Genomic DNA, 23931 nt, shown 5'->3' with positions numbered 1-23931 from the left:
AATTTAGGGGGTCTGAACATGTTTCAAGTACAAAAAGAATTAGCAGGTCACGAAGCAGTAATTGTCGCTTTATTTGAAGAAGAGAAAATGAGTAGTTTTGTACAAGAACTGGACAAAGCGTTTGAAGGACAATTACAAGTTTTACTAGAAGAGAAAGAATTATCTACGAAGAAAAAGGCCATTTCGAAAGTACATAGCTTAGGAAAAACAAATGTGAAACGGTATTACTTTGTTGGTTTAGGCAAGAAAGAGTCTTATACGACAGAAACGTTACGTGTGGCTCTTGGAAAAACGTTTAAAACACTACAAGCAGCAAAAGTACAAGATGCAGCAATCTTACTTGATTCTTTCGTAACAGAGAAATTAGACGCGATTGATGTCGCTCATATTGCAGCAGAGGTACAAGGCCTTGGTACATATGAATTACAAACGTATAAATCAGATAAAAAGGATCGTGTAGAGTTAGAGAAGTTCACGGCTATTACAGCGGAAGATGCACAAGAAATTGAAGCCGCATTAACAGTTGGCTACGTACATGGACGTGCAACAAATTCAGCTCGTACACTTGTAAATATGCCGCCAAACGTATTAACAGCGACAAAGCTTGCTGAGTATGCTGTTGAGTTAGCGGAGAAGTATGATATGGACTATAAAGTTCTTGAAAAAGAAGAGATGGAAGATCTTGGTATGGGTGCGTTACTTGCAGTAAACCAAGGTAGTACAGAGCCACCCAAAATGATTGCTCTTATTTATAAAGGAAAAGAAGAGTGGACAGATGTCATTGGATTCGTTGGAAAAGGTATTACATACGATACAGGTGGTTATTCTTTAAAACCACGTGAAGGCATGGTTGGTATGAAAGGTGATATGGGCGGTGCAGCTGCTGTATTAGGTGCGATGGAAATTATCGGAGAACTGCGCCCAGAACAAAATGTGATCGCTGTTATTCCTTCAACTGATAACGTTGTAAGTGGTACGGCATTTAAGCCAGACGATGTAATCACATCTATGAGTGGAAAAACAATTGAAGTATTAAATACGGATGCAGAAGGTCGTCTAGCTTTAGCTGATGGTATTACGTATGCGAAAAAACTTGGCGCAAACTACCTTGTTGATGTTGCAACATTAACAGGCGGTGTAATTGTTGCACTTGGAAACCATACGACAGGCGCAATGACAAATAATGAAGAGTTGTTTGAGCAAGTACTAGAGGCTTCTATGGAAACAGATGAACCAATTTGGCAACTACCGATTTTTGATCGTGATAAAGAACGTGTGAGAAACAGTAAGTTTGCTGATTTAAATAACTCACCAGGCCGTGAAGGACATGCGGTTATGGCAGGTACATTCCTAGGCGAATTCGCTGAAGATACACCGTGGGTACACTTAGATATCGCTGGAACATCAGAAACAAAAGGCGCGCACGACTTAGGTCCAACTGGAGCAACTGGTGCAATGGTACGTACACTTGCAACACTTGTGGAGCGTTTCGGAGAAGAATAAGAGTATAAGTGAAGACTGTTCCAATATTTTGGAACAGTCTTCTTTTTTATAGGTTTGTTTATCCCGCTATTTGCCGGACAGTAAGACCCTAACCTCAAAATTTAGTGGAAGCAAAGAAGTGAGGTGGGGTTGCCCGTAAACGCTCAATTGGTGAGGGCTGATTAAAGTTTCACTTTATAAAGAAATTGTATACAAAATCCCATTTAAAGCAAAAGAAGTACGGCCCGTTTCTTCAGAGACAACTAATATAAGTGCATCACTCTTTTCTGATAAGCCTATTGCAGCTCTGTGACGCGTTCCTAGCTCAGAATCAACTTCTGTACTTTTCGTTAAAGGAAGAATATTAGCAGCTGAGACTATATGATTATTTTTTACGAGAACGGCACCGTCATGAAGAGGGTTACCTGGGTAAAATATTGATTCGAGTAATGGCGCAGTTAAATGAGCGTTTAATGTCGTTCCAGTTTGAATGAAAGCTTCAAGCGTTTCATTTCGTTCCACAACGATAAGAGCACCATGTTTTCTAGCGCTTAAATGTTGGATAGCTGTCGTAATAAAAGATGAACTTTCCGTATAAGGTGATAAATATGCCTGAATATAGTATGTAGCTGCCAATGTTTGTACATTTGCCAACATATGATGAATATCTTCCATTTTGCATAAAATACATTCATCTTCTTTATCGATTGCGTTTCTCATAATCGATAGTTCTCTTTCAGCAATTTCAATCATTTGCTTTGTTTGTATTTTGAGCTCTTCTGACAAGCCCCATTCTTGCATAATCCTCATTCCCTTTAGTGGAGTATTTAACAATAGTGTATACAAATATTCCTAGTAAAATCCTGCTAGATTTTATAAAATATTGAGATACAGCATATTTTTTTCATATAATAAAGATATGACAAGCGGGAGGAGAGAGAAGAATGAATTGGAAACAAGAATTTAGTCGCTGGCTTTCTTACGCACAATTAGATGCAGAATTAAAAGAACAGCTAGAAAATATGAAGCAAGATGAGAAGAAAATCGAGGATAGTTTTTATAAAAATCTAGAGTTTGGCACAGGTGGTATGCGTGGTGAACTTGGTGCTGGTACGAACCGTTTAAACGTATATACAGTTCGTAAAGCAACAAAAGGATTAGCAAGCTTTATTGAAAAGTTAGGTGAGGAAGCGAAAAAACGAGGTGTTGTTGTAGCCTATGATTCTCGACATAAATCGCCTGAATTCGCAATGGAGGTCGCTGCAACACTTGGCGCACGCGGTATCACAACATATGTGTTTGAAAGCTTACGTCCAACGCCAGTGCTTTCTTTCGCAGTTCGTCATTTACATACAGTAAGTGGAATCGTTCTTACGGCAAGCCATAATCCGCCTGAATATAACGGATATAAAGTATACGGTGAAGATGGTGGACAGTTGCCTCCAAAAGAGGCAGATGAGTTAATTAGCTACGTAAACGCAGTAGAAGATGAATTAACAGTTGAAGTCGCTGATGTAGAGCAATTAAAAGCTGACGGTTTATTACATATTATTGGACAAGAAGTAGATGATGCATATGCTGCAGAATTGAACAATGTTATCATTAATAAAGAAATGGTACAAAAGGTTGGTAAAGACTTAAAAATCGTCTTTACACCATTACACGGAACATCAAATATTTCTGTACGCCGTGGTTTAAAAGAAGTTGGATTTACAGATGTAACAGTTGTAAAAGAGCAAGAGTTACCAGATCCAAACTTCTCTACAGTAAAATCACCGAACCCAGAAGAGCACGCAGCGTTTGAGTATGCAATTCGTGACGGTGAAAAGGTAGGCGCAGATGTATTAATCGCAACTGATCCTGACGCAGATCGCCTTGGTGTAGCAGTTCGTAATCATAATGGTGAGTTCCAAGTATTAACAGGTAACCAAACAGGTGCATTAATGCTTGATTACTTACTATCTCAAAAGAAAGAAAACGGAACGCTTCCAGAGAACGGTGTCGTATTAAAAACAATTGTAACGTCTGAAATTGGTCGTACAATTGCAAAAGCATACGGTTTAGATACAATTGATACGTTAACTGGATTTAAATTTATCGGTGAGAAAATTAGACAGTATGAAGAAAGCGGACAATACGAATTCCAATTCGGTTATGAGGAAAGCTATGGTTATTTAATCCGTCCATTCTGCCGTGATAAAGATGCAGTACAATCTGTCCTATTTGCATGTGAAGTAGCTGCATACTACAAATCACAAGGGAAAACGTTATATGATGGTCTATTAGAAGTATTTGAGAAATACGGATTCTTCCGTGAAGACCTTGTATCGTTAACGTTAAAAGGAAAAGATGGAGCGGAACAAATCCAAGAGATGATGGCGACGTTCCGTGAGAATCCTCCGAAAGAAGTAGCGGGCTTAACAGTCGTAGCAGTTGAAGACTATAAAGCAAGCATTGTTACATCTTTACAAGATGGACATAAAGAAGAGATTCACTTACCGAAATCAAATGTGTTAAAATATCAATTAGAGGATGGTTCATGGTTCTGCCTACGTCCATCTGGAACTGAACCGAAGATTAAGTTCTACTTTGGTGTAAAAGATAGTTCTTTACAAAATAGTGAACAAAAGTTACTTACTATTAAAGAAGATATTATGAATCGTTTATAATATAAAGTAATTTTAAGTAGTAGGGAACAAAAGGGAGCGAAATCTCCCTTTTGTTTTATGTAAGGAAATGATCGTTATTGATTCTGACAGAAGAGAGGGTATTTTGTGATGAAAAAAGTAAGAAAAGCCATAATCCCAGCAGCTGGATTGGGAACACGTTTTTTACCAGCAACAAAAGCAATGCCGAAAGAAATGTTGCCGATAGTAGATAAACCAACTATCCAATACATCGTAGAAGAAGCAATACAATCAGGAATCGAAGATATTATTATCGTTACTGGTAAAACAAAGCGCTCTATTGAAGATCATTTTGATAATGCATTTGAGTTAGAGCAAAACTTATTAGAAAAGAAAAAGTATGAGTTACTTGAAAAAGTACAGGCTTCTTCAAAAATGGTAGATATTCATTATATTCGTCAAAAAGAACCAAGAGGATTAGGACACGCTGTTTGGTGTGCACGTAAATTCATCGGTGATGAGCCATTTGCTGTTTTATTAGGCGATGATATCGTTCAAGCTGAAAAACCATGCTTACGTCAATTAATCGAAGAATATGATAAAACGCTTTCTTCTGTTATTGGTGTACAAACGGTTCCAGAAAATGAAACACACCGCTACGGAATTATTGATCCATTAGAACAAGAAGGTCGTCGTTACCAAGTTCGCAATTTCGTTGAGAAACCAGCACAAGGTACAGCACCTTCAAACTTAGCGATTATGGGCCGTTACATTTTAACGCCTGAAATCTTTATGTTCTTAGAGCAGCAACATGTCGGTGCTGGTGGTGAAATTCAGTTAACAGATGCAATCCAAAGCTTAAATGAAATCCAACGTGTATTTGCTTACGATTTCGAAGGAAAGCGCTACGACGTAGGTGAAAAGCTAGGATTTGTTCAAACGACAATCGAAATGGCCCTGCAACACCCAGAATTACGTGATGACATGGTTGTAATGATGAAGAAAATTTTAGAAGAACAAGTGAATCAAGAGTCTTAATATAAAAAAGAGTTATTGCAGCAAGCTGCAATAACTCTTTTTTATTATGAAATCGTCGAATGAGAATGCTGATAAGCAGAACGACGCACAGCATAGTATATGCGAGGGGCGATAATAGCACCGAAAATTGTAAATACAATATCTTTTACTGCAAACCACATCATAATCATCCAAGCAGCTTTATAGCTCATATTACCGCCCATAAAGAGATTGACTGCCCCGTACATGTAAGTAGTACCGATTATATAAGTTAAAATAATTCCTGTGAAAGAGGCAATCGCAAATGTAATGAATGTTGGTCTTTCTTTTTGTTCTACTAGTTTCCCCGATACGTAAGCAACGATAATAAATGCGATAATAAAACCACCAGTAGGATCTAAAAGTGCTCCAAATCCAGCCTTGAAGTTAGCGAAAATTGGTGCGCCGGCTACGCCAACGAGCATATAAACAGTCATGGATAAAGCACCAAGTCTACTTCCAAGAAGAAGACCTGCTAAAATTGCGAAAAATGGTTGCATAGATAATGGGATACCTGCTACTTGAAGGAATGGTGCCCAAGATACAATATTTGCACCGATGGCCATAAGAGCAACGAACATGGCAGCTAATGCTAAATCTAAAACATGTAATCTTCTCATAATGTTAACCTCCTGTTGTTTTTAGGTTAACATTATCGTAGCTAAAATATTTACTTGTTGTCAATCAAAATATTTTGATAAGAAGGCTTTAAATAGTCTCTTAACAACGTATATGGAATACGAAATTGCGGAATTCCACTTGAATACGGAGCAATCTCATATAAAGGGAAATAAATGACGAGATTGTCTGGCTCTAAAAAGAAGTGAAACTTTTTCATACTCATTACCTTTTCAGTTGCATCAGGAAAATAAATACTTTCATTTTGTTTAATTTGTCTTACAATCTCTGCACGGATTACATCTTTATATTTATCTTTTTGTTGAAATAAATCGTCTAAGTGCAGTAGCTTTTTTTCTTTTAAATCAAATGTATTTGCCTTCCACGTATAAAGACCGTGTGCTCCGCCAGTATATTGATAGTAATTCACATATAGGCTAAGAAAAGGTGGTTTGTTTAAAGAGACTTTATAATCAACATTTGCTACGTACGGATGAAATGGTGTACTAGATCCTTCTGTCTCTTTATAGTATTTTTTTGCTTCTTTTTCTAATTTGTTTTTAAATTTGTCAGTGGATTTTTTGTAGTATAAATTGAGCTTATTTTGAAATGTAGAGTCAGAAAAGTTGTGAAAAGAAGGCCTATTTATTTGATATTCTATATAAGGTTTCTTACCTTTTTGCGTTACAGTCTTAACATCGATTGTCAGGTTAGATGCTTTGGCTGTTATTGCACAATTTGGTACAATAGTCAGCAAGGAGAACATAAGCAGTAATATACAAAATTTCTGTTTCATTTAGGTGAAGCCTCCTTATATAAGTGTTATAAGTAGTTTGAAAATAAATAGGTAAAATTATACATTTAATTAAAGCAAGAGAAGGAGGAAGCGATATGGCAAAAACTTTAATGGATTCACTTGGAATTGAGTTGTTAGAGATGACAGAAGATAAGGTGGTTGCTACGATGCCTGTTGATGAGCGTACGCATCAGCCATTTGGATTTTTACATGGCGGTGCATCGGTTGCATTAGCAGAAACAGTGGCAAGTGTTGGTTCATACAATTTAATTGATCAAGAAAAATGTATTTGTTTCGGATTAGAAATTAATGCAAACCACATTCGCTCAAAGAAAGATGGAATTGTAACAGCGATCGGAACACCGATACATAGAGGACAATCGACAATGGTTTGGGATGTTCGTATTATTGATGAAAATGATGATTTACTATGTATATCAAGATGTACAGTAGCAATTAAAGAAAAACGTGAAAAGTAAAAAAGAGGCGCTCTTATGAGCAGCCTCTTTTTCTTATAATTAGAACTGGATTTTCTTCTCTAAGAAACCTTTTAGTTCGCTAATTGGCATACGAACTTGTTCCATTGTATCACGGTCACGTACTGTAACAGCTTTGTCTTCAACTGAGTCGAAGTCGTATGTGATACAGAATGGTGTACCGATTTCGTCTTGACGACGGTAACGTTTACCGATAGAACCAGTTTCATCAAAGTCTACCATGAAGTCTTTAGCTAATTCTGCGAATACTTCAGTAGCACCTTCAGATAGCTTTTTAGATAATGGTAAGATAGCTGCTTTGTATGGTGCTAAAGCAGGGTGGAAACGAAGAACTGTACGAGAATCGTTTTCTAATTGCTCTTCTTCATATGCATCACATAAGAATGCTAATGTTACACGGTCTGCGCCTAAAGATGGCTCGATGCAGTATGGTACGTAACGCTCATTCGTTTGTGGATCGATATAGTTAAAGTCTTCGTTTGAGTGTTCCATGTGACGTTTTAAGTCGAAGTCTGTACGAGATGCAACGCCCCAAAGTTCGCCCCAACCGAATGGGAATTTGAATTCAATGTCAGTTGTTGCATTACTATAGTGAGATAACTCTTCTTCACCGTGGTCACGAAGACGCATGCTCTCTTCAGTCATACCAAGTGAAAGTAACCAGTTTTTACAAGTTTCACGCCAGAATGCGAACCACTCTAAATCTTCACCAGGCTTACAGAAGAATTCAAGTTCCATTTGTTCGAATTCACGTGTACGGAATGTGAAGTTACCAGGTGTGATTTCGTTACGGAAACTCTTACCGATTTGGCCAATACCAAATGGAAGCTTTTTACGCATAGAGCGTTGAACGTTTTTGAAGTTTACGAAAATACCTTGTGCTGTTTCAGGACGAAGGAAGATTTCGTTTGTGCTAGACTCTGTAACACCTTGGAATGTTTTGAACATTAAGTTGAACTGACGGATTTCAGTGAATTCTTCACTACCGCAATCAGGACATTTTACTTCATGTTCTTTCATTAAGTCAGCCATTTGGTCGAAAGTAAGACCATCAACAACCATTTCGATGCCTTTTGCATCTAAAGCATCCTCAATTAATTTGTCAGCACGGTGACGAGCTTTACATTTTTTACAGTCGATCATTGGATCGTTGAAGTTACCAACGTGACCAGAAGCGATCCAAGTTTTAGGGTTCATTAAAATAGCTGCGTCTAAACCAACGTTGTATGGAGATTCTTGAATGAATTTTTTCCACCAAGCTTTTTTAACATTATTTTTTAATTCGATTCCAAGTGGACCGTAATCCCAAGTGTTTGCAAGACCACCGTAAATTTCAGAACCAGGGAAAACAAAACCGCGATGTTTCGCTAAGTTTACAACTTGTTCCATTGAATACATAAGAAAATCCTCCTTTTGAAAGTTAACGTATTGGCGATGACATACTCTGATACTTTGGAAACGAGCAGTATAGCTAAAAAGAACATAAAAAAACGCTCATCCCAAGGCTTATTTGCCTAGGGACGAGCGTTTGCCCGCGGTTCCACCCTAGTTGATACACAAAAGGTGCATCCACTTTATCATGTATTGCTCGGGACTGCCGTTTCCTTGCGGCTTCAGGCTTTCACTATCCCTGAATCGCTTTTTATGCAAGTACTTATAAGTCCGTCATCGCTACTTATATTAGTAATAATGAACATATTCTAACACGTTCTTTTTTAAATCTCAATAGAGGAACGCGTCTATCTATGATAGAGTCTCGCCTATTTTTTCATTATTTATTCCGTAATTTTCTTTAATATGCTTAATTGCTTCACGCTTACTTAATGGAGCGAGCTCGTTGTTTTGCACGTATTTCCAAACTACATCCGGATTTGTTTTTGCATATTCACGAAGGACCCAGCCAATCGCTTTTTGAATGAAAAATTCTTTTGAAGAATGTAGTTGTCCAATAATCCAGAAAAGAAGTTCTTCATCCATCTTTTGTTTATATTTCAGTTGGAATAAAATAGCGGCGCGTTGTAACCATATGTTATCTGATGCAATCCATTTTGGAATATAAGCAGAAATCAATTCTGGGTGTTTTAAAAAGATAGTACCTAAGAATGTAGGGACGATGCTATCGACAGAGTCCCACCAAGATTTTGTGACAATAAGTTCTTCTAAGAAGGGGATATGAGTTTCGTTTATATGTTTTTTATATTTTTGCATAATATCAAGTGCGGCCGCTTGGAATTCACGTTCTGGTAAGTCCCAAAGCTCACGTACGATAATTTGGAAGTCTTTTTTATCTGGGAGAGTATGTATTTGAATGATGTCTTTTAATAATTGGCGTCTTTCCGGTGTTTGAATACCTAGAAATGGGAAGTGATTTTTCATATAACGAGCCATAGGTTCTGCTTTTTCAGGATTTTTATGAGCTGTGAAATGCTCTTGTAATGCTTTTACAAATGGATGCATAAGTGTTTCTCCTCTCTTATTCTCTATCTTCTCTTATTATACAAAGAGTTTGGATAAATTTTAAAACATAACTTGCAATGTAATGAAATATGTTGAAAGTAGAGAGGAGAGGATAAGATGGAGGATCAAGGCGTACTAGCAGGTTTCTTTGCTCTTAGTTTTGCGTTTATTCTTGTTATATTGATTTGGGCAATTATTTCATATTTGTTAACGGCTTTTGCACTTTATTCGATGGCGAAAAATGATGGTGCAACGGACGGGGTGCTTGCGTTTATTCCGTTTTTGAATAGTAAGACGTGGGGTGACTTAGCGAAAGATAAATTACCAGATTTTTTGAAAGAAGAAGCAGGGTGGAAAGTGTTCGGTATATATGTTGCATGTTTCATTTTTAATTTCGTACCAATTATAAGTTTACTAGCAACAGCTGTATCGATTGTATTGTCTATTTATCTTATCTACGCTATTTTAGACAGATATGGAACGAACTCTATATTATTTACGATTATTCATGTAATCACATTTTCGGTGTTCTTACCGATTCATTTATTTATTATTCGAAATGAACCGGTGAGATATAAAGAGTAGATTTTTCGTTTTTGTTGATAAGTCGATATATTTTAGATATAAGTAAAAAAGCGCCCTGATTATCAGAGCGCTCTTTTTACTACATAAGGTAGCGTAAATAAATATAAATGTGAGAAATGATTAATGAAACGATCATAATTGGGAAACCGACTTTTAGGAATTCCATGTAACTAAATTTATGTCCTTCACGGCTCGCAATACCTGCAACGATTACGTTAGCAGAAGCTCCGATTAATGTTCCGTTTCCACCGAGACAAGCACCTAGTGCTAATGCCCACCATAATACATCGATTTGTGCGTCAGATGGTGATAAGCCTAGCCCAACTGCCATATCGTTAATAAGTGGAATCATTGTTGCGACGAATGGGATGTTATCAATTGTTGCAGAGGCGATACCAGATACCCATAAAATAAGGATGGATGCGTAAGAAATATCTCCGCCTGTTATACCAATTACTTTTTGAGCTAACATTTTGATAAGACCGATATCGATAAGTCCTCCAACAAGTACGAATAGCCCTGCGAAGAAGAAGATTGTTACCCACTCTACGCTTGCAAATACTTCTTCAATTTCATGCTCTTTCACACCAATTAACATAAGTACAGTAGCACCAGTTAAGGCAATGATAGCCGCATCAATATGGAAAATAGAATGAGTCATGAAACCTACAATCGTAAGTCCAAGCACCGTTAAAGATTTTTTCATTAATACTGGATCTTTAATGTATTGTTTTTCATCTAAGCTCATTAATTTTTTAACCTGTACAGGATCGGCAATTAATTGTTTACGGTACATGAAGTAAAGTATTGTTGCTGTAACTCCAATAATAATAATTACGATTGGTGCTAGGTTCAATAGGAAAGCATTGAAGTCTAAATGCTTATTGGCAGAACCAATCATAATGTTAGGTGGATCACCAATTAATGTTGCCGTTCCCCCAATGTTTGAAAAAATAATTTCAGAAAGTAAATATGGAACAGGATTTACTTGCAGTATGCGCGTAATAGATAAAGTAACTGGAACAACAAGAAGTACAGTTGTAACGTTATCTAAAAATGCGGAGCCAAGCGCGGTAAGTAGGGAAAGGGAAATTAAAATTTTAATTGGATTTCCTTGTGCCCCTTTTGCTGCTTTAATGGCAACGTATTGGAAAACACCTGATTTACTCGTAATGTTCACCAAAATCATCATACCGATGAGTAGCGTAATCGTTCCCCATTCAATATGTTTCGTAAAGGCGTTATGTAAATCGACGACCCCCACAATTACCATGAATGCTGCACCAAGAAGTGCGATGACAGCGCGATTAATTTTTTCAGAAATAATAATGGCATATGTAATTAAAAAGACTGCGATAGCAAAATAATACTGCCAGTTAGCGAGTTCTTGCGTTGTTTCGTGCAAAAATCTCATCTCCTTTCATTCATTTTTCTTAGTGTGTCAAATATTAACTAGATGAAACACACATAACGTCATTATAAAGTAGAAAAACTGCGGATGTAAATGCAAGGAGGGATTTTGTCATATTTTCTGCATAGGTCATTTTTTCTTATTTTTTAAAATATTTGTGGGCATTTGACATATATATAAGATACATCCAATCTGAATATTTAAAATGGAATTAGCATTCGAGCTTGTTCGTGTAGGAGTGTCAAATAGAAAGGAATGATAAAAATGATAAGGAAGGGATCGTATGGATGAACAACGATTTTTATTTTTAGACTTTGAGTTTACGATGCCCCAGCATAGAAAGAAACCGAAAGGATTTTTTCCGGAAATTATTGAGGTAGGACTCGTTTCAGTTGCTGGCTGTAAGGTGGAAGATACGTATTCATCACATGTCAGGCCGAAAACATTTCCCTCTTTAACGGATCGATGTAAGAAGTTTTTAGGAATAAAACAAGAAGTCGTGGATAAAGGGATTTCATTTCCTGAACTCGTTAAGAAGCTTGCGGAATACGAAACGAAATGTAAACCGACAATTGTAACGTGGGGAAATATGGATATGAAAGTGCTGAAGCATAATTGTGAAATGGCAGGGATAGCTTTTCCATTCTTCGGACAGTGTCGTGATTTATCGCTTGAGTATAAGAAGTTTTTTGGAGAAAGAAATCAAACAGGATTATGGAAAGCAATTGAGGCGTACGGAAAAGTAGGGACAGGGAAGCATCATTGTGCGCTTGATGATGCGATGACGACGTACAATATTTTTAAACTAGTAGAAAAAGATAAAGAGTATTTAGTAAAACCAGCACCTCCAACATTAGGAGAACTCGTTGACTTTTCAAAAGTGTTAAAGAAAGTGAGCACACAGTAACGACCAAATTGCACATTATGTAATTTGGTCGTTTTGTTTTTTAAAGTTTGTAGTCTTTCTTTAACTGTTCTAATGTTTCTAGACTACGCTCTGCAAAAGGTGAATCATCTTCAGAAAATGAATTCATTTGGGTTTCTAATGCTAATTTTAGTGACTCGGTATAATCCGGAATTTCTCCTTCATATTTTTTCACCATTTGCTCTGGAATGTTCGTCTGTTCACGGAAAGCTAAAGCGCGTCTTTCATGGAAAAATGGTACGTCAGCTTGTTTTACGTTATGTAAGTCACCTTGCACCGGATGTTTTAAAACAGCTAATACTTTTACGACGTAACTGCCAGGGCGGCTATTTGTAACTTCGCCGATGTATTTGCCAGTTTTATAAATACCAGTAACGATTTCACCAATTTCAAATGTTTCTCTCATATTTTTCACCTCAAGTTTATAGTAAGGAAAGTAGGAGAAGGAGTCAAAGAAATCATTCACTTTCGGAACGCCCCCTTGAGAATATGGATAGGTTCCACTATAATTTAAAGTTATATAACAGAAAATTCTGATGTTTTACAAATCCTATAATAAGGAGTGTTCTATATGATGCCTTTATATTTTCCGGAAGATAAAACAGAATATATTATTCCAGGGATTGTTTGCGTGCTATTTATAATTGGTGCCGTTGCTACGTGGCGTATGTTCATTCGTGTATCAAAACGCGAAGCGGAGCGATTACAGAAAGTTGAAGAAAAACTATTAGCTGAAAAGAAACAGTAACGCATTTTTGTATGTTTCCCTCTATGCTCGGACAATCTAAGGGCAGAATATATTTTGGAGGGAATGGAATGAAGAAACGGCTTTTTTTCAGTTGTTGTTTATTATTTCTGATGGCAGGTTGTGACCAAGGAAAGCCGAAAGAAATTGAAGTGAAATTACATAATGCTTCAGGAGATGAAGTAGGGACTGCGAAAGTAGTGCAGCAAACAAGTGGCGTGAAAATTACGATTAAAGGAGAAGGTTTCACGCCAGGACCACACGGACTACATGTACATGAAATCGGAGAGTGTAAGGCACCTCGTTTTGAATCATCTGGGAATCATTTTAATCCTGATGATAAAAAACATGGTCTTCTTAATCCGAAGGGTGCAGAAAACGGTGATTTACCGAACGTAGTTGCAGATGGTTCTGGGAAGATTAAAGCGGAAATCGATGCACCTCACATCACACTTGAAGAAGGAAAAACGACGATTCATAGAAAAGATGGAGCGTCTATTATTATTACAGAAAACCCTGATGATGGTATGACACAACCGACAGGTAAATCAGGCGATCGAATTGCTTGTGGTGTAATTGTAAAAAAAGCAGCAGATATGAAGAAAAAGTAAAAGCTACCGTGCTGGTAGCTTTTTTTTGTGTAGTATAAGTGAAAATATATCAGTGATTATTGGAATATATCGACTTACCGATAAAATAGGACAAAGGAGTCTGTCCAAGAATGATTAGGGGACAGACTCCTCTATTATTATGAAAACGTATGACGCAGTCTGTTCAAAATTTCTTCTAAAACAGATCGTGGACAGCCGATGTTAATTCGAATATGTTCTTCGCCACCTAACCCATATTTCTCACCAGGTTCAACGATGATTTTTCCTTTTTCCTCAAGTAATGCAGTACGCTCGTTTTGAGAAAGCTTTAGACGAGAACAATCAATCCATAATAAAAAGCTACCTTCTGGCTTCGTTACGGAAAGAGCAGGTATGTGAGTTTTAATATATTCACAAGCAAATTGAGCATTATCTTCTATATATAATCGAATTTCGTTTAACCAATCATTACATTCTGTATAGGCACTTTGCATCGCTGTGTAGGCAAAGATATTTAACCCGTGGAAGCCTTGTCTATATTGGATAGCTGTAAAGGCGTGACGGAGTTTTTCGTTTGGAATGATAATAATCGAAGCTTGTAATCCAGCGATATTAAATGTTTTACTTGGAGCCATACAAGTGATAGTGCGCTCTGCTAATTCTTCAGATAAGGAAGCGAACGGCGTATGTGTATGGTCTGCATAAATGATATCGGAATGAATTTCATCCGCGACAACGATAACGTCATATTTAGTACATAACGATCCGAGCTGCACAAGTTCCTCTTTCGTCCAAACGCGTCCGATTGGGTTATGAGGGCTACAAAGAAGCATGAGTTTGACACCTTGCTGAAACTGCTTTTCTAAATGCTCGAAGTCTATCACATATGTATCATTTTGTTTCTGTAATGGACTCACGCATAACTGCCTGTTGTTTGTTGTGACCATTTCGAAAAATGGAGGATAAATAGGTGGTTGTACGAGAACGGATTCGTTTTCTTTTGTGAAAGCCTGTATGCTCGTACTAAGAGCTGGAACGATCCCCGCGCTAAAAACAATCCATTCTTTTTGAATGTCCCAGTTATATTGTTTTTTTGTCCAGTTACAAATAATATCTCCAATATTTTCGGGAGGAAGTGTATAGCCGAAAATAGGATGCTCAATACGTTTCTTTAAAGCAGTTTGAATTTGTGTTGGTACTTCAAAATCCATATCAGCAATCCAAGCATGGATAAGTTCTTCGTTTTTATATGTATCCCATTTTATACTATGCGTTCCACGTCGATTGATTGCTTTATGAAATAGTTGCATATGTTTGCCCCCTTCTTCTGTAAAACCAATAAGTTATGAAAGTTCTCTCTCTTCTTATAGAATAGCTGATGTGATAGGATAAAGAAAAGTATTAAAAAGTGAAAAGGCGGGAAGCGAATGGGTACATATGAAAAGATGATAGAGGTTGTGAAGAATTGGGATCCGTTTCAAATGGGACCGGAGTTTTATGAAACAGAAGCGAGCGATGTTGTGAACGTCATAAGTGTGTTTGATGATCCAAAATACATCGCAAAGAAGATTCAACATATATACTTTATGTCTTTTGAGGAAGTACCTGCGCTTGAAAAATGTGAGAAATTAGCTGTGGAATTACTTGTAATAAAAGAAGGCGGAAGCTGTTCATTATAGGCTGTCGGAATTTCCGACGGCCTTTTTTATATTATCCCGCTATTTGCCGGGCAGTAAGACCCCCACCTCAAAATTCAGCAGAAGCAAAGAAGTTAGGTGGGGGCTAATTAAAGTTTCACTTTATTGCGCAGAAAAAGCGATAATTTCTTCATAAACATGTTCAGGCTTTTCTTCAGGTAGTAAATGTCCTGTATTTTCGTAAGAAATAAATTTTGAATTCGGTAAATCTTTGTGTAGACGATGACCTACATGTACAGGGACGACGCGGTCTTTTTCACCCCAAATGAGTAGTGTAGGTGTTTCGATTTTTTGTAATTCAGTTGAAGATAAGTCACCTTCACGGTCTCGTATCATGCGAGTTAAAGCGGGAAATATACGGTCGTCATAAAAAGGAGCGGAGTAACCTTTTTTCATTTCATCGTCAATTAATGAGTGATCATGAACGACATTCATTAAGTTATGAACAATACCGCGTCTAATAATCCAGTTCTTTACGTATAAATGAAAGAACGGTAAATAAGAAGAGTATAGTAAAGGTAAGGTTGCGCGTGCTAAATAGCTAGAGCTGCATAGTAAAATCGTTTTTGAAATGAGTTCAGGACGTATACGGTTTACATAGAGAGAAATTTGCCCACCCATAGAGTGCCCAACTAATACAATGTTTGAGAGAGATAAATGTTCAATTAAATCAATAATAATCGTTGCTAAATTGTGATAAGAATACTTAAACAGATGAGACTTATCACTTTTTCCGAACGGTGGTAAATCAAGAGCAATCACTGTTCCTGCTTTCGATAGTAAGGGAATGAGACGACGGTAACTGAATGAGGAAGATAAAAAGCCGTGAACGAGTACGAAAGTAGGACGTTCTGTTTTATTATCGTGTTCATACAATTCGTAATGAATAGTAGTGCCGCGAGTGGAAAAAGTGAAATAAGGACAAGTATATTCGTGATTCATTTTTTGTCACTCCATTGATTTTTGTTCATATCATCTCCAAGGAAGGAGAAAATATGTTAACAAAAAAAGGCAAGATGACGATGTCATCTTGCCTTTCGTTTATTCAGTATTACCCGCGAACAATATTAGGCGGTGTTTTTCCTTGTAATCCTGCAACTAAATTTTCAGCGGCGGTCATAGCCATTTGCTGCCTAGTTTTTAATGTTGCAGATCCGATGTGTGGTAAAGTCACAACATTTTGTAATGATAAGAGTGAATTATCTTTTTGAATCGGCTCTTGTGTAAATGTATCAATACCTGCTGCAAAGATTTTCTTTTCTGTTAAAGCATGGATTAACGCTTCTTCATCTACTGTTTTCCCGCGAGAAGCATTAATGAAGATTGCTGTTTCTTTCATTAATGAAAATTCCTTTTCTCCGATAAGGTGATATGTTTCATCTGTTAATGGAGTAAGAAGAACAATAAAGTCAGACTGCTTCAGTAGCGTCTGTAAATCACAATATGTAGCATCGAATTTTTGCTCAGCTTCTTCTTTACGACGGCGGTTATAGTAAAGAACATTCATATCAAATCCGAATTTTGCTCGTTTTGCAACGGCTTCTCCAATTCGGCCCATACCGATAATACCAATTGTGCTATGGTGTACATCGAGTCCGAAGTGTTCTTTTCCGATTTCAGCGTTCCATTCACCATTTTTCACGTAAGAATCGAGTTCGCAAACGCGGCGCCCAGCTGATAGCATAAGGGCGAAAACGAGATCAGCTACTGTATCATCTAATACATATGGTGTATTCGTTCCGATAACATTTCGGTTTTTCATCGCTTGTAAATCAAAATTATCGTAACCGACAGAAATGTTGCTCACTACTTTTAAGTTAGGAGCCACTGTCAGTAATTCTTCATTAATAGCAGATCCGAAATTTAATAACCCATCTTTATCTTGTATTTTCTCTAATAGAACATCACGAGGTACTTTCTCATTTTGATCCCATTTTTCATAATCACAGTGTTCTGATAAATAGTTTTCTACAAATGTTGGAACTGGTTCAGCAATATAAACTTTTGGTTTCACGGTTCCATCCCCTTTCGCTTTATCACGCATTTTTCCGCTGATTAAAGTTTCACTTTATTTTGACATAATTCAATAGAAAAATCTTCTTTTCAAACTGGAAAGGGTATTTGTATAATTTAAACACAAACGAAAAGGAAGGATGATTTATATGGTGACAGAAAAAGAATTAGAATTATTAGCTTGTCTTGAAAAGAGTAGTCGATTATCTGTAGATACATTAGCGAAGCTGTTAAATATAGAGGTAGAAGAAGTAAAGAAGATGGTTGCGAGGTTAGAAAATGAAAAGATTATTGTGGATTATGTAACACATATTGATTGGACGAAGGTGAAAGAACATACAGGTTTAACGGCAATGATCGATGTGAAAGTTACGCCAAAGCATGGCGTTGGGTTTGATGCGGTTGCTGAACAAATTTATCGTTATTCAGAAGTGAAATCCGTTTATTTAATGTCAGGGACATATGATCTTTCTATTACATTAGAAGGGAAAACGATGGGAGAAGTAGCGATGTTTGTTTCTGAGAAATTAGCAACAATTGAATCTGTTGTTTCTACAACTACTCATTTCATTTTGAAGAAGTATAAACATGAGGGCGTTATTTATGAAAAAGACGATGATGATAAGCGAATTGTGGTGACACCATGAAGCAATTTGAACTATCTAGATCAGCAGAATCTTTAAAACCATCGGGTATTCGAAAATTTTTTGATTTAGCAGCAAATATGAAAGGTGTTATTTCCCTCGGGGTAGGAGAGCCGGATTTTGTTACACCTTGGAATGTAAGGCAAGCATGTATTCGTTCTTTGGAACAAGGGTATACGTCATATACAGCAAATGCAGGATTATTGGAGCTCCGTCAAGAAATAGCAAAGTATCTAAAAAAACAATTTGCAGTATCTTATGATCCAAGTGATGAAATCATTGTTACAGTTGGAGCGAGCCAGGCGTTAGATGTAGCGATGCGCGCCATTATAAATCCTGATGATGAAGTGCTCATTATTGAACCGAGCTTCGTTTCTTATGCACCACTTGTGACATTAGCTGGAGGAGTTCCGGTTCCTGTGGCGACTACGTTAGAAAACGAGTTTAAAGTACAACCAGAACAAATTGAAGCAGCTATTACAGCGAAAACAAAGGCAATTTTGCTTTGTTCACCAAATAACCCGACAGGTGCAATGCTAAATAAATCCGAGCTTGATGAAATAGCAGTGATTGTTGAGAAGTACAATTTAATCGTATTATCTGATGAAATTTATGCAGAACTTGTATACGACGAAGTATATACAAGTTTCGCGAGTATTAAAAATATGCGTGAGCATACGATTTTAATTTCAGGATTTTCAAAAGGATTTGCGATGACAGGATGGCGCCTCGGTATGATTGCAGCTCCTGTTCAATTTTCAGAATTAATGCTCAAAATCCATCAGTATTCAATGATGTGTGCACCGACGATGTCTCAGTTTGCAGCACTTGAGGCGTTACGCGCAGGGAACGATGAAGTAATTCGAATGAGAGATAGCTATAAGAAGCGTCGTAACTTCATGACGACATCTTTCAATGAAATGGGCTTAACGTGTCATGTGCCGGGCGGAGCATTTTATGTTTTTCCTTCTATATCTTCAACCGGATTATCTTCAGCGGAATTTGCAGAACAGTTATTGTTGGAAGAAAAAGTGGCCGTTGTCCCTGGTAGCGTATTTGGCGAAAGTGGTGAAGGATTTATTCGTTGTTCATATGCGACGTCGCTTGAACAACTTATGGAAGCGATGAAGAGAATGGAACGATTTGTAGAAAATAAAAAAAGGACAAAACGTAATACGTTTTGTCCATAAAAGGGGGGGAATACTAGAAAGCCATGTGTTAGTAGTCTATCCCAATATTGGAGAATTATACTTCTTTAAGGGAAATTTTTCATGAATTTTGAATGAGTTCTGTCATAGTGGTATAATTTACTAATATAAGGTATACGCATTCTAGATATCATTATCTAGAATGCGTACTAACCAATCGGATATTTAAAATAAATATATCTGCTTTGCTCTCTATAATTGTAGAGAGAATGGTAAACGTATGGGAGTGTTTCATATGTCAGAACAATATACAACAGGAGTGGTTGTAACAGGGAAAGTGACTGGAATTCAAGATTACGGTGCATTTGTAGCGTTAGATGCAGAAACACAAGGACTTGTGCATATATCTGAAATTACAAATGGATATGTAAAGGATATTCATGACTTTTTAAAAGTCGGCGATACAGTAGAAGTAAAGGTACTTTCAATTGATGAAGAGCACAGAAAAATGAGTTTATCGTTAAAAGCGGCGAAAAGAAAACAAGGAAGGATTCTTATACCGAATCCATCTGAAAACGGATTTAATACGCTGCGAGAAAAGTTGGCAGAATGGATTGAAGAGTCCGAGTTAACAAAGTAAAAGAGGAACGCTCATATGCGTTCCTCTTTTACTTTATCTTATGATATATATTTGCAAATATGATTGCATGCAATCATATTCGTATGTCGGAGGTGAAAGGACATACTGATTATCGAATTTCGTTTGTTTCTGGGTGCGTACCAAGATTTTCAGATGGTTTAAACAGTAAACCAAGGTTGATAAGCCCAGATATACCAACGATGCCGTAAATAATACGTGCAAGAGCTGAATTTTGTCCGCCGAAAATGGCTGCTACTAAGTCAAACTGGAAAAATCCGATTAGTCCCCAGTTCACAGCGCCAATTACAGTAAAGACTAATGCGATACGTTGCAAAGTACTCATGAAAAAGCCCCCCTTAATTGTGAAGCATGAGCAAGCGATGAGTTAATTAACTCTTTTATAGAATGGGGTAGTTATGTTGTTTTTATACATAAAAAATGTTCGAAAGAGGATGTATATACATCTATACCGAAAAATGCGAATTTTTATGCAAAAAATGAACTTTTTCTAAAAAATATATATTGGTTACGTTTACAATGGTTGAATCGCTTGATTTACAACTTCAGTTTCGCTAAAGTGAATACAGAAATACATATCCATAATTGGAGGGAAAAAGATGAGTACACATGTAACGTTCGACTATTCTAAAGCGTTATCCTTCATCGGTGAACATGAAATCACTTATTTACGTGATGCAGTGAAAGTAACACATCACGCAATCCACGAAAAAACTGGAGCTGGGAACGATTTCCTTGGGTGGGTAGACCTTCCGCTTCAATATGACAAAGAAGAATTCGCTCGCATTCAAAAATGCGCAGAAAAAATTAAAAACGACTCTGACATTTTACTTGTTGTAGGTATTGGTGGTTCTTACCTAGGAGCACGCGCAGCAATCGAAATGTTAAGCCATTCTTTCTACAACACGCTATCTAAAGAACAACGTAAAACTCCACAAGTGCTATTTGTTGGACAAAACATTAGCTCCACTTACATGAAAGATTTAATGGACGTATTAGAAGGTAAAGACTTCTCTATTAACGTTATTTCCAAATCAGGTACAACAACAGAGCCAGCACTAGCATTCCGTATTTTCCGTAAGTTATTAGAAGAGAAGTATGGAAAAGAAGAAGCTCGCAAACGTATTTATGCAACTACAGATAAAGCACGTGGTGCATTAAAAACATTAGCTGATAACGAAGGTTACGAAACATTCGTTATTCCAGATGATGTTGGAGGACGTTTCTCTGTATTAACGCCAGTTGGTTTATTACCAATCGCAGTAAGTGGCTTAAATATTGAAGAGATGATGAAAGGTGCAGCTGCTGGTCATGATGACTTCGGAACATCAGAACTAGAAGAAAACCCAGCTTACCAATACGCAGTAGTTCGTAACGCTTTATACAATAAAGGAAAAACAATTGAAATGCTTGTTAACTATGAGCCAGCACTTCAATACTTCGCTGAGTGGTGGAAACAGTTATTTGGTGAAAGTGAAGGAAAAGATCAAAAAGGTATTTTCCCATCTTCAGCAAACTTCTCAACTGACTTACACTCATTAGGTCAATACGTTCAAGAAGGTCGTCGTGACTTATTTGAAACAGTTCTTAAAGTAGGTAAATCTACACATGAACTAACAATCGAATTAGAAGACAACGATTTAGACGGATTAAACTACCTTGCTGGTGAAACTGTAGACTTCGTAAACACAAAAGCATACGAAGGTACATTACTTGCACATAGCGACGGGGGAGTACCAAATTTAATCGTAAATATTCCTGAATTAAATGAGTACACATTCGGTTACCTTGTATACTTCTTCGAAAAAGCATGTGCGATGAGCGGCTACTTATTAGGCGTAAATCCATTTGACCAACCTGGCGTAGAAGCATACAAGAAAAACATGTTTGCTTTACTTGGTAAACCAGGATTTGAAGAATTAAAAGCAGAATTAGAAGAGCGTTTAAAATAATAAAAAGCGACCGGATTCCGGTCGCTTTTTATTATTTTATCGAAAAGTCCATCAGTATATTCAAACTAGAGTGGGTATGCTAAAGGAAAAGTCTTGGAGGGATGGGCTTGATTCCGATTCAATCAAATTTAGAAGGACGTACATATGCGTTATATAAATTAGAAGAGGTTATGAAACCACTTGGATATAGTATTGGTGGTAATTGGGATTATGATAAAGGATGCTTCGATTACAAAATCGATGAAGAAGATGGGTATCAATTTTTACGAGTGCCGTTTACAGCAGTAGATGGTGAACTAGATGTACCTGGTGTAGTAGTCCGTCTTGAAACGCCGTATATTCTTTCGCACGTATATCAAGACGAACTAGATGATAATGTGAATACTTTAACCGCGGGAACGAGTGGGATGGATCAATTTGCTGAACCGAAAGATCCAGATGCAGAAGTGAAAAGAAAATATATCAATATTGGAAAAGTGCTCATGCGGGAACTAGAAAAACATTTTCTTAATGGTGAATAACAATGAGTACGTCGCTTTCGATAAGAATGAAGGTATGGACTGGGTTAATCATATATTGATCGTCGCGCTTTATACCTAGTAAGAGAATGTTTTGTTTTAAAAGGGTATAGCTACAATTTGCAAAGGTTTGTCCGGTGCAGGACGGAGAAAGCTCCATCAGTTGTAATTTATTATCAGAGATTTCATCGTAAAGTGAGAATAGTACACCTGAAATAGAAGGGAATAAAAGAGAAGCGGTAAATACATAACTCGTTAATTTATTTCCTTCTATAATTTCTGACGCGCCAGCTCTCGTTGCATTTTGAATTTGTTCAGTAGTAAGTAGTTCTGCGATGCAGTGAATGTTTGGATTGAGTCCTTTTGCAGTTAAAATATTTAAAATGGATTGTGTATCTGCTAAGCTTTCGTTCTTTTCTTTATCCGCTGTTATTAATATGGTGTGTGCCGTTTTAATATTAGCTTTTAATAAAGTTTGATCGTGGTGCGGACAACCTTTTATAAATTCTAAATGATGAAATGGTTTTGGGAGTAAAGAAAGTGTTTCATCAATTAAAACGATATCAAGGTTTGGTTGTAATACATGCATTTGCTTTACAACATGTTTTGCACGCTCATTCCAGCCAACGATAATCATATGACCGTTAGAGGTAGCGGCTTCTTCACCTTTAATTTTCATATATTGTTTACTGATCATCTCAGTAGCGAATAGAACCATATAATAAGAACAAAAGCCAGTTCCTAATAAAATAATACTTATACCTATTAGTTTTCCTATCGTTGTATGAGGAGCAAAGTCTCCATATCCAACTGTAAAAATGGTAACGATTGACCACCAAATTCCGTCAAACCATGTAGTGAAATGAGAGGGTTCTAATCTATGTATAAGAAAACCAGAAAAAGCAGTGAATACAATAATAAAACAAATTAAACGAAAAATAATGGAATCACGAAATGTATCTACTAAATTCGGACGGGATTTCAATAGTAAATTCCTCCTTGTTTTGCAGGACTACATTCATTGTTACCATTATAGAAAAAAGAAAAACTCTCTAATTAAAGAGAGTTTGTTTTATGCTACATACTTTCCACTTCAGTTTGTTGGACACTTTCAAGATGTTGAAGAGCATAGTAAACATCAGCAGTAGGTCTTTTTTGATCAATGGACAGTTTAAGATGTAAATAGTGAGAACCGTTTTCTAATGTTTTAAGCTTCATATTCTTAACTTTTATATCCATTTCCTTTATTTCTTCAATTACAATTGGGATATTGTCCATATTTCGTACAACAAGTTTCACAGCGATATCACGTTGACGAAATGACCTAGGGCCTACATATTTCATCGCGAGTGGTATAAGTTCGACACTAATCATAAGGAAACACATTCCGAAAATCGCCTCGATATAGAAACCAGCTCCAACGGCAATACCAATACCAGAAGCACCCCAGATCATAGCGGCAGTCGTGAGCCCTGCAATGCTATCGTTGCCTCTTCTTAAAATTACGCCAGC

At 37.0% G+C, this 23931-nt stretch carries 27 protein-coding genes (1 of these 27 only partly in view); 14 read left to right on the top strand and 13 right to left on the bottom strand.

Annotated elements, in window-relative coordinates; translation table 11 throughout:
- Nucleotides 1-18 precede the first annotated feature (18 nt).
- Complete coding sequence (pepA, locus tag MHH27_RS25565) at nucleotides 19-1503, top strand: cytosol aminopeptidase (protein ID WP_090978029.1); 1485 nt, start codon at nucleotides 19-21, stop codon at nucleotides 1501-1503.
- Between the two features lie 174 nt (nucleotides 1504-1677).
- On the opposite strand, the gene cdaS is transcribed toward pepA, so the two are convergent.
- Nucleotides 1678-2283 carry a sporulation-specific diadenylate cyclase CdaS gene (gene cdaS / locus MHH27_RS25560; RefSeq protein ID WP_001158743.1) on the bottom strand — a complete coding sequence of 202 codons (606 nt, stop codon included), beginning with the start codon at nucleotides 2281-2283 and terminating at the stop codon, nucleotides 1678-1680.
- Between the two features lie 143 nt (nucleotides 2284-2426).
- Between cdaS and MHH27_RS25555 the strand changes: the two genes are divergently transcribed.
- Nucleotides 2427-4151 (top strand): phospho-sugar mutase, encoded by a 1725-nt coding sequence (locus MHH27_RS25555; RefSeq protein WP_001104220.1) that lies wholly within the window; start codon nucleotides 2427-2429, stop codon nucleotides 4149-4151.
- Between the two features lie 108 nt (nucleotides 4152-4259).
- Nucleotides 4260-5147 carry a UTP--glucose-1-phosphate uridylyltransferase GalU gene (gene galU, locus MHH27_RS25550; protein ID WP_000757815.1) on the top strand — a complete coding sequence of 296 codons (888 nt, stop codon included), beginning with the start codon at nucleotides 4260-4262 and terminating at the stop codon, nucleotides 5145-5147.
- Between the two features lie 44 nt (nucleotides 5148-5191).
- Here galU and MHH27_RS25545 read toward each other — a convergent pair whose 3' ends face one another.
- Nucleotides 5192-5785, bottom strand: coding sequence for a biotin transporter BioY (locus tag MHH27_RS25545; RefSeq protein WP_340944517.1), 594 nt, complete (start codon nucleotides 5783-5785; stop codon nucleotides 5192-5194).
- Nucleotides 5786-5835: 50 nt separating this feature from the next.
- Nucleotides 5836-6579, bottom strand: coding sequence for a DUF3298 and DUF4163 domain-containing protein (locus tag MHH27_RS25540; protein WP_000810334.1), 744 nt, complete (start codon nucleotides 6577-6579; stop codon nucleotides 5836-5838).
- 95 nt (nucleotides 6580-6674) lie between these two features.
- On the opposite strand from MHH27_RS25540, the gene MHH27_RS25535 reads away from it, so the two are divergent.
- A complete protein-coding gene (locus MHH27_RS25535) occupies nucleotides 6675-7058 on the top strand; it encodes a hotdog fold thioesterase (protein ID WP_001140612.1) in 384 nt (127 codons plus the stop codon).
- Nucleotides 7059-7097: 39 nt separating this feature from the next.
- Here MHH27_RS25535 and MHH27_RS25530 read toward each other — a convergent pair whose 3' ends face one another.
- Together MHH27_RS25530 and MHH27_RS25525 are read right to left on the bottom strand one after the other, a co-directional pair.
- Nucleotides 7098-8474, bottom strand: coding sequence for a glycine--tRNA ligase (locus MHH27_RS25530; protein ID WP_000287154.1), 1377 nt, complete (start codon nucleotides 8472-8474; stop codon nucleotides 7098-7100).
- Between the two features lie 345 nt (nucleotides 8475-8819).
- Nucleotides 8820-9533, bottom strand: coding sequence for a DNA alkylation repair protein (locus MHH27_RS25525; protein WP_098235653.1), 714 nt, complete (start codon nucleotides 9531-9533; stop codon nucleotides 8820-8822).
- 117 nt (nucleotides 9534-9650) lie between these two features.
- On the opposite strand from MHH27_RS25525, the gene MHH27_RS25520 reads away from it, so the two are divergent.
- Nucleotides 9651-10118 (top strand): hypothetical protein, encoded by a 468-nt coding sequence (locus MHH27_RS25520; protein ID WP_000390061.1) that lies wholly within the window; start codon nucleotides 9651-9653, stop codon nucleotides 10116-10118.
- 79 nt (nucleotides 10119-10197) lie between these two features.
- On the opposite strand, the gene MHH27_RS25515 is transcribed toward MHH27_RS25520, so the two are convergent.
- Complete coding sequence (locus tag MHH27_RS25515) at nucleotides 10198-11523, bottom strand: ArsB/NhaD family transporter (protein ID WP_000545210.1); 1326 nt, start codon at nucleotides 11521-11523, stop codon at nucleotides 10198-10200.
- A 289-nt stretch (nucleotides 11524-11812) separates the two neighbouring features.
- On the opposite strand from MHH27_RS25515, the gene kapD reads away from it, so the two are divergent.
- The gene (gene kapD / locus MHH27_RS25510) at nucleotides 11813-12436 is read left to right on the top strand and encodes a 3'-5' exonuclease KapD (RefSeq protein ID WP_000344356.1); all 624 of its coding nucleotides are present in this window, start codon (nucleotides 11813-11815) and stop codon (nucleotides 12434-12436) included.
- 40 nt (nucleotides 12437-12476) lie between these two features.
- Here kapD and MHH27_RS25505 read toward each other — a convergent pair whose 3' ends face one another.
- Nucleotides 12477-12860, bottom strand: a complete 384-nt coding sequence (locus MHH27_RS25505) for a kinase-associated lipoprotein B (protein WP_001209343.1) — start codon at nucleotides 12858-12860, stop codon at nucleotides 12477-12479.
- 165 nt (nucleotides 12861-13025) lie between these two features.
- Between MHH27_RS25505 and MHH27_RS25500 the strand changes: the two genes are divergently transcribed.
- Entirely contained in the window at nucleotides 13026-13202 is a 177-nt protein-coding gene (locus MHH27_RS25500) for a hypothetical protein (RefSeq protein WP_000982763.1), read from the top strand.
- Nucleotides 13203-13270: 68 nt separating this feature from the next.
- On the top strand, nucleotides 13271-13810 hold the full coding sequence (sodC, locus tag MHH27_RS25495; protein WP_023523265.1) for a superoxide dismutase [Cu-Zn]: 540 nt from the start codon (nucleotides 13271-13273) through the stop codon (nucleotides 13808-13810).
- A 137-nt stretch (nucleotides 13811-13947) separates the two neighbouring features.
- On the opposite strand, the gene MHH27_RS25490 is transcribed toward sodC, so the two are convergent.
- Nucleotides 13948-15099: a MalY/PatB family protein gene (locus MHH27_RS25490; RefSeq protein ID WP_098250796.1), complete on the bottom strand. Its 1152-nt coding sequence runs from the start codon at nucleotides 15097-15099 to the stop codon at nucleotides 13948-13950.
- Nucleotides 15100-15216: 117 nt separating this feature from the next.
- Between MHH27_RS25490 and MHH27_RS25485 the strand changes: the two genes are divergently transcribed.
- Nucleotides 15217-15468, top strand: a complete 252-nt coding sequence (locus MHH27_RS25485; RefSeq protein ID WP_000537641.1) for a YugE family protein — start codon at nucleotides 15217-15219, stop codon at nucleotides 15466-15468.
- Between the two features lie 120 nt (nucleotides 15469-15588).
- On the opposite strand, the gene MHH27_RS25480 is transcribed toward MHH27_RS25485, so the two are convergent.
- Both MHH27_RS25480 and MHH27_RS25475 read right to left on the bottom strand, forming a co-directional pair.
- Nucleotides 15589-16428 carry an alpha/beta fold hydrolase gene (locus tag MHH27_RS25480; RefSeq protein ID WP_001015204.1) on the bottom strand — a complete coding sequence of 280 codons (840 nt, stop codon included), beginning with the start codon at nucleotides 16426-16428 and terminating at the stop codon, nucleotides 15589-15591.
- A gap of 109 nt (nucleotides 16429-16537) precedes the next feature.
- A complete protein-coding gene (locus tag MHH27_RS25475; protein ID WP_086422454.1) occupies nucleotides 16538-17530 on the bottom strand; it encodes a 2-hydroxyacid dehydrogenase in 993 nt (330 codons plus the stop codon).
- A 118-nt stretch (nucleotides 17531-17648) separates the two neighbouring features.
- On the opposite strand from MHH27_RS25475, the gene MHH27_RS25470 reads away from it, so the two are divergent.
- From MHH27_RS25470 to yugI, 3 genes are all read left to right on the top strand, one after another.
- The gene (locus MHH27_RS25470) at nucleotides 17649-18146 is read left to right on the top strand and encodes an Lrp/AsnC family transcriptional regulator (RefSeq protein ID WP_000255696.1); all 498 of its coding nucleotides are present in this window, start codon (nucleotides 17649-17651) and stop codon (nucleotides 18144-18146) included.
- On the top strand, nucleotides 18143-19333 hold the full coding sequence (locus MHH27_RS25465; RefSeq protein WP_000808528.1) for an aminotransferase: 1191 nt from the start codon (nucleotides 18143-18145) through the stop codon (nucleotides 19331-19333). The genes MHH27_RS25470 and MHH27_RS25465 overlap by 4 nt, the downstream gene beginning before the upstream one ends.
- A gap of 253 nt (nucleotides 19334-19586) precedes the next feature.
- Nucleotides 19587-19931 carry a S1 domain-containing post-transcriptional regulator GSP13 gene (yugI, locus tag MHH27_RS25460; RefSeq protein ID WP_000003764.1) on the top strand — a complete coding sequence of 115 codons (345 nt, stop codon included), beginning with the start codon at nucleotides 19587-19589 and terminating at the stop codon, nucleotides 19929-19931.
- A gap of 109 nt (nucleotides 19932-20040) precedes the next feature.
- On the opposite strand, the gene MHH27_RS25455 is transcribed toward yugI, so the two are convergent.
- Nucleotides 20041-20274, bottom strand: a complete 234-nt coding sequence (locus MHH27_RS25455; protein ID WP_000105788.1) for a DUF378 domain-containing protein — start codon at nucleotides 20272-20274, stop codon at nucleotides 20041-20043.
- Between the two features lie 274 nt (nucleotides 20275-20548).
- Between MHH27_RS25455 and MHH27_RS25450 the strand changes: the two genes are divergently transcribed.
- The gene (locus tag MHH27_RS25450) at nucleotides 20549-21901 is read left to right on the top strand and encodes a glucose-6-phosphate isomerase (RefSeq protein WP_000103664.1); all 1353 of its coding nucleotides are present in this window, start codon (nucleotides 20549-20551) and stop codon (nucleotides 21899-21901) included.
- 107 nt (nucleotides 21902-22008) lie between these two features.
- On the top strand, nucleotides 22009-22422 hold the full coding sequence (locus tag MHH27_RS25445; protein WP_000612347.1) for a YugN-like family protein: 414 nt from the start codon (nucleotides 22009-22011) through the stop codon (nucleotides 22420-22422).
- Here MHH27_RS25445 and MHH27_RS25440 read toward each other — a convergent pair.
- Together MHH27_RS25440 and MHH27_RS25435 are read right to left on the bottom strand one after the other, a co-directional pair.
- Entirely contained in the window at nucleotides 22409-23404 is a 996-nt protein-coding gene (locus MHH27_RS25440; protein WP_000842316.1) for a potassium channel family protein, read from the bottom strand. The two genes, MHH27_RS25445 and MHH27_RS25440, sit on opposite strands and share 14 nt — an antisense overlap.
- Nucleotides 23405-23496: 92 nt before the next feature.
- Nucleotides 23497-23931 carry the 3' portion of an MgtC/SapB family protein gene (locus MHH27_RS25435; RefSeq protein ID WP_000386677.1) on the bottom strand. It continues 246 nt past the right edge of the window, so 435 of the gene's 681 nt are visible here — the last part of the coding sequence; its start codon lies off the right edge, out of view; it ends in the stop codon at nucleotides 23497-23499.

The sequence above is a fragment of the Bacillus sp. FSL L8-0152 genome (genome assembly GCF_038006365.1).
Classification (GTDB): domain Bacteria; phylum Bacillota; class Bacilli; order Bacillales; family Bacillaceae_G; genus Bacillus_A; species Bacillus_A cereus.
This window is presented reverse-complemented; position numbering and strand designations above follow the sequence as displayed.

What these genes read in the sequence shown, in the direction of transcription:
- galU (WP_000757815.1), top strand. Translation starts at nt 4,260, where the DNA reads ATGAAAAAAGTAAGAAAAGCCATAATCCCAGCAGCTGGATTGGGAACA.
- MHH27_RS25530 (WP_000287154.1), bottom strand. Translation starts at nt 8,474, where the DNA reads ATGTATTCAATGGAACAAGTTGTAAACTTAGCGAAACATCGCGGTTTT.
- MHH27_RS25470 (WP_000255696.1), top strand. Translation starts at nt 17,649, where the DNA reads ATGGTGACAGAAAAAGAATTAGAATTATTAGCTTGTCTTGAAAAGAGT.
- MHH27_RS25520 (WP_000390061.1), top strand. Translation starts at nt 9,651, where the DNA reads ATGGAGGATCAAGGCGTACTAGCAGGTTTCTTTGCTCTTAGTTTTGCG.
- MHH27_RS25465 (WP_000808528.1), top strand. Translation starts at nt 18,143, where the DNA reads ATGAAGCAATTTGAACTATCTAGATCAGCAGAATCTTTAAAACCATCG.
- yugI (WP_000003764.1), top strand. Translation starts at nt 19,587, where the DNA reads ATGTCAGAACAATATACAACAGGAGTGGTTGTAACAGGGAAAGTGACT.
- cdaS (WP_001158743.1), bottom strand. Translation starts at nt 2,283, where the DNA reads ATGCAAGAATGGGGCTTGTCAGAAGAGCTCAAAATACAAACAAAGCAA.
- MHH27_RS25545 (WP_340944517.1), bottom strand. Translation starts at nt 5,785, where the DNA reads ATGAGAAGATTACATGTTTTAGATTTAGCATTAGCTGCCATGTTCGTT.
- MHH27_RS25540 (WP_000810334.1), bottom strand. Translation starts at nt 6,579, where the DNA reads ATGAAACAGAAATTTTGTATATTACTGCTTATGTTCTCCTTGCTGACT.
- MHH27_RS25455 (WP_000105788.1), bottom strand. Translation starts at nt 20,274, where the DNA reads ATGAGTACTTTGCAACGTATCGCATTAGTCTTTACTGTAATTGGCGCT.
- MHH27_RS25490 (WP_098250796.1), bottom strand. Translation starts at nt 15,099, where the DNA reads ATGCAACTATTTCATAAAGCAATCAATCGACGTGGAACGCATAGTATA.
- MHH27_RS25480 (WP_001015204.1), bottom strand. Translation starts at nt 16,428, where the DNA reads ATGAATCACGAATATACTTGTCCTTATTTCACTTTTTCCACTCGCGGC.
- MHH27_RS25535 (WP_001140612.1), top strand. Translation starts at nt 6,675, where the DNA reads ATGGCAAAAACTTTAATGGATTCACTTGGAATTGAGTTGTTAGAGATG.
- kapD (WP_000344356.1), top strand. Translation starts at nt 11,813, where the DNA reads ATGGATGAACAACGATTTTTATTTTTAGACTTTGAGTTTACGATGCCC.
- pepA (WP_090978029.1), top strand. Translation starts at nt 19, where the DNA reads ATGTTTCAAGTACAAAAAGAATTAGCAGGTCACGAAGCAGTAATTGTC.
- MHH27_RS25475 (WP_086422454.1), bottom strand. Translation starts at nt 17,530, where the DNA reads ATGCGTGATAAAGCGAAAGGGGATGGAACCGTGAAACCAAAAGTTTAT.
- sodC (WP_023523265.1), top strand. Translation starts at nt 13,271, where the DNA reads ATGAAGAAACGGCTTTTTTTCAGTTGTTGTTTATTATTTCTGATGGCA.
- MHH27_RS25500 (WP_000982763.1), top strand. Translation starts at nt 13,026, where the DNA reads ATGATGCCTTTATATTTTCCGGAAGATAAAACAGAATATATTATTCCA.
- MHH27_RS25450 (WP_000103664.1), top strand. Translation starts at nt 20,549, where the DNA reads ATGAGTACACATGTAACGTTCGACTATTCTAAAGCGTTATCCTTCATC.
- MHH27_RS25485 (WP_000537641.1), top strand. Translation starts at nt 15,217, where the DNA reads ATGGGTACATATGAAAAGATGATAGAGGTTGTGAAGAATTGGGATCCG.
- MHH27_RS25555 (WP_001104220.1), top strand. Translation starts at nt 2,427, where the DNA reads ATGAATTGGAAACAAGAATTTAGTCGCTGGCTTTCTTACGCACAATTA.
- MHH27_RS25525 (WP_098235653.1), bottom strand. Translation starts at nt 9,533, where the DNA reads ATGCATCCATTTGTAAAAGCATTACAAGAGCATTTCACAGCTCATAAA.
- MHH27_RS25505 (WP_001209343.1), bottom strand. Translation starts at nt 12,860, where the DNA reads ATGAGAGAAACATTTGAAATTGGTGAAATCGTTACTGGTATTTATAAA.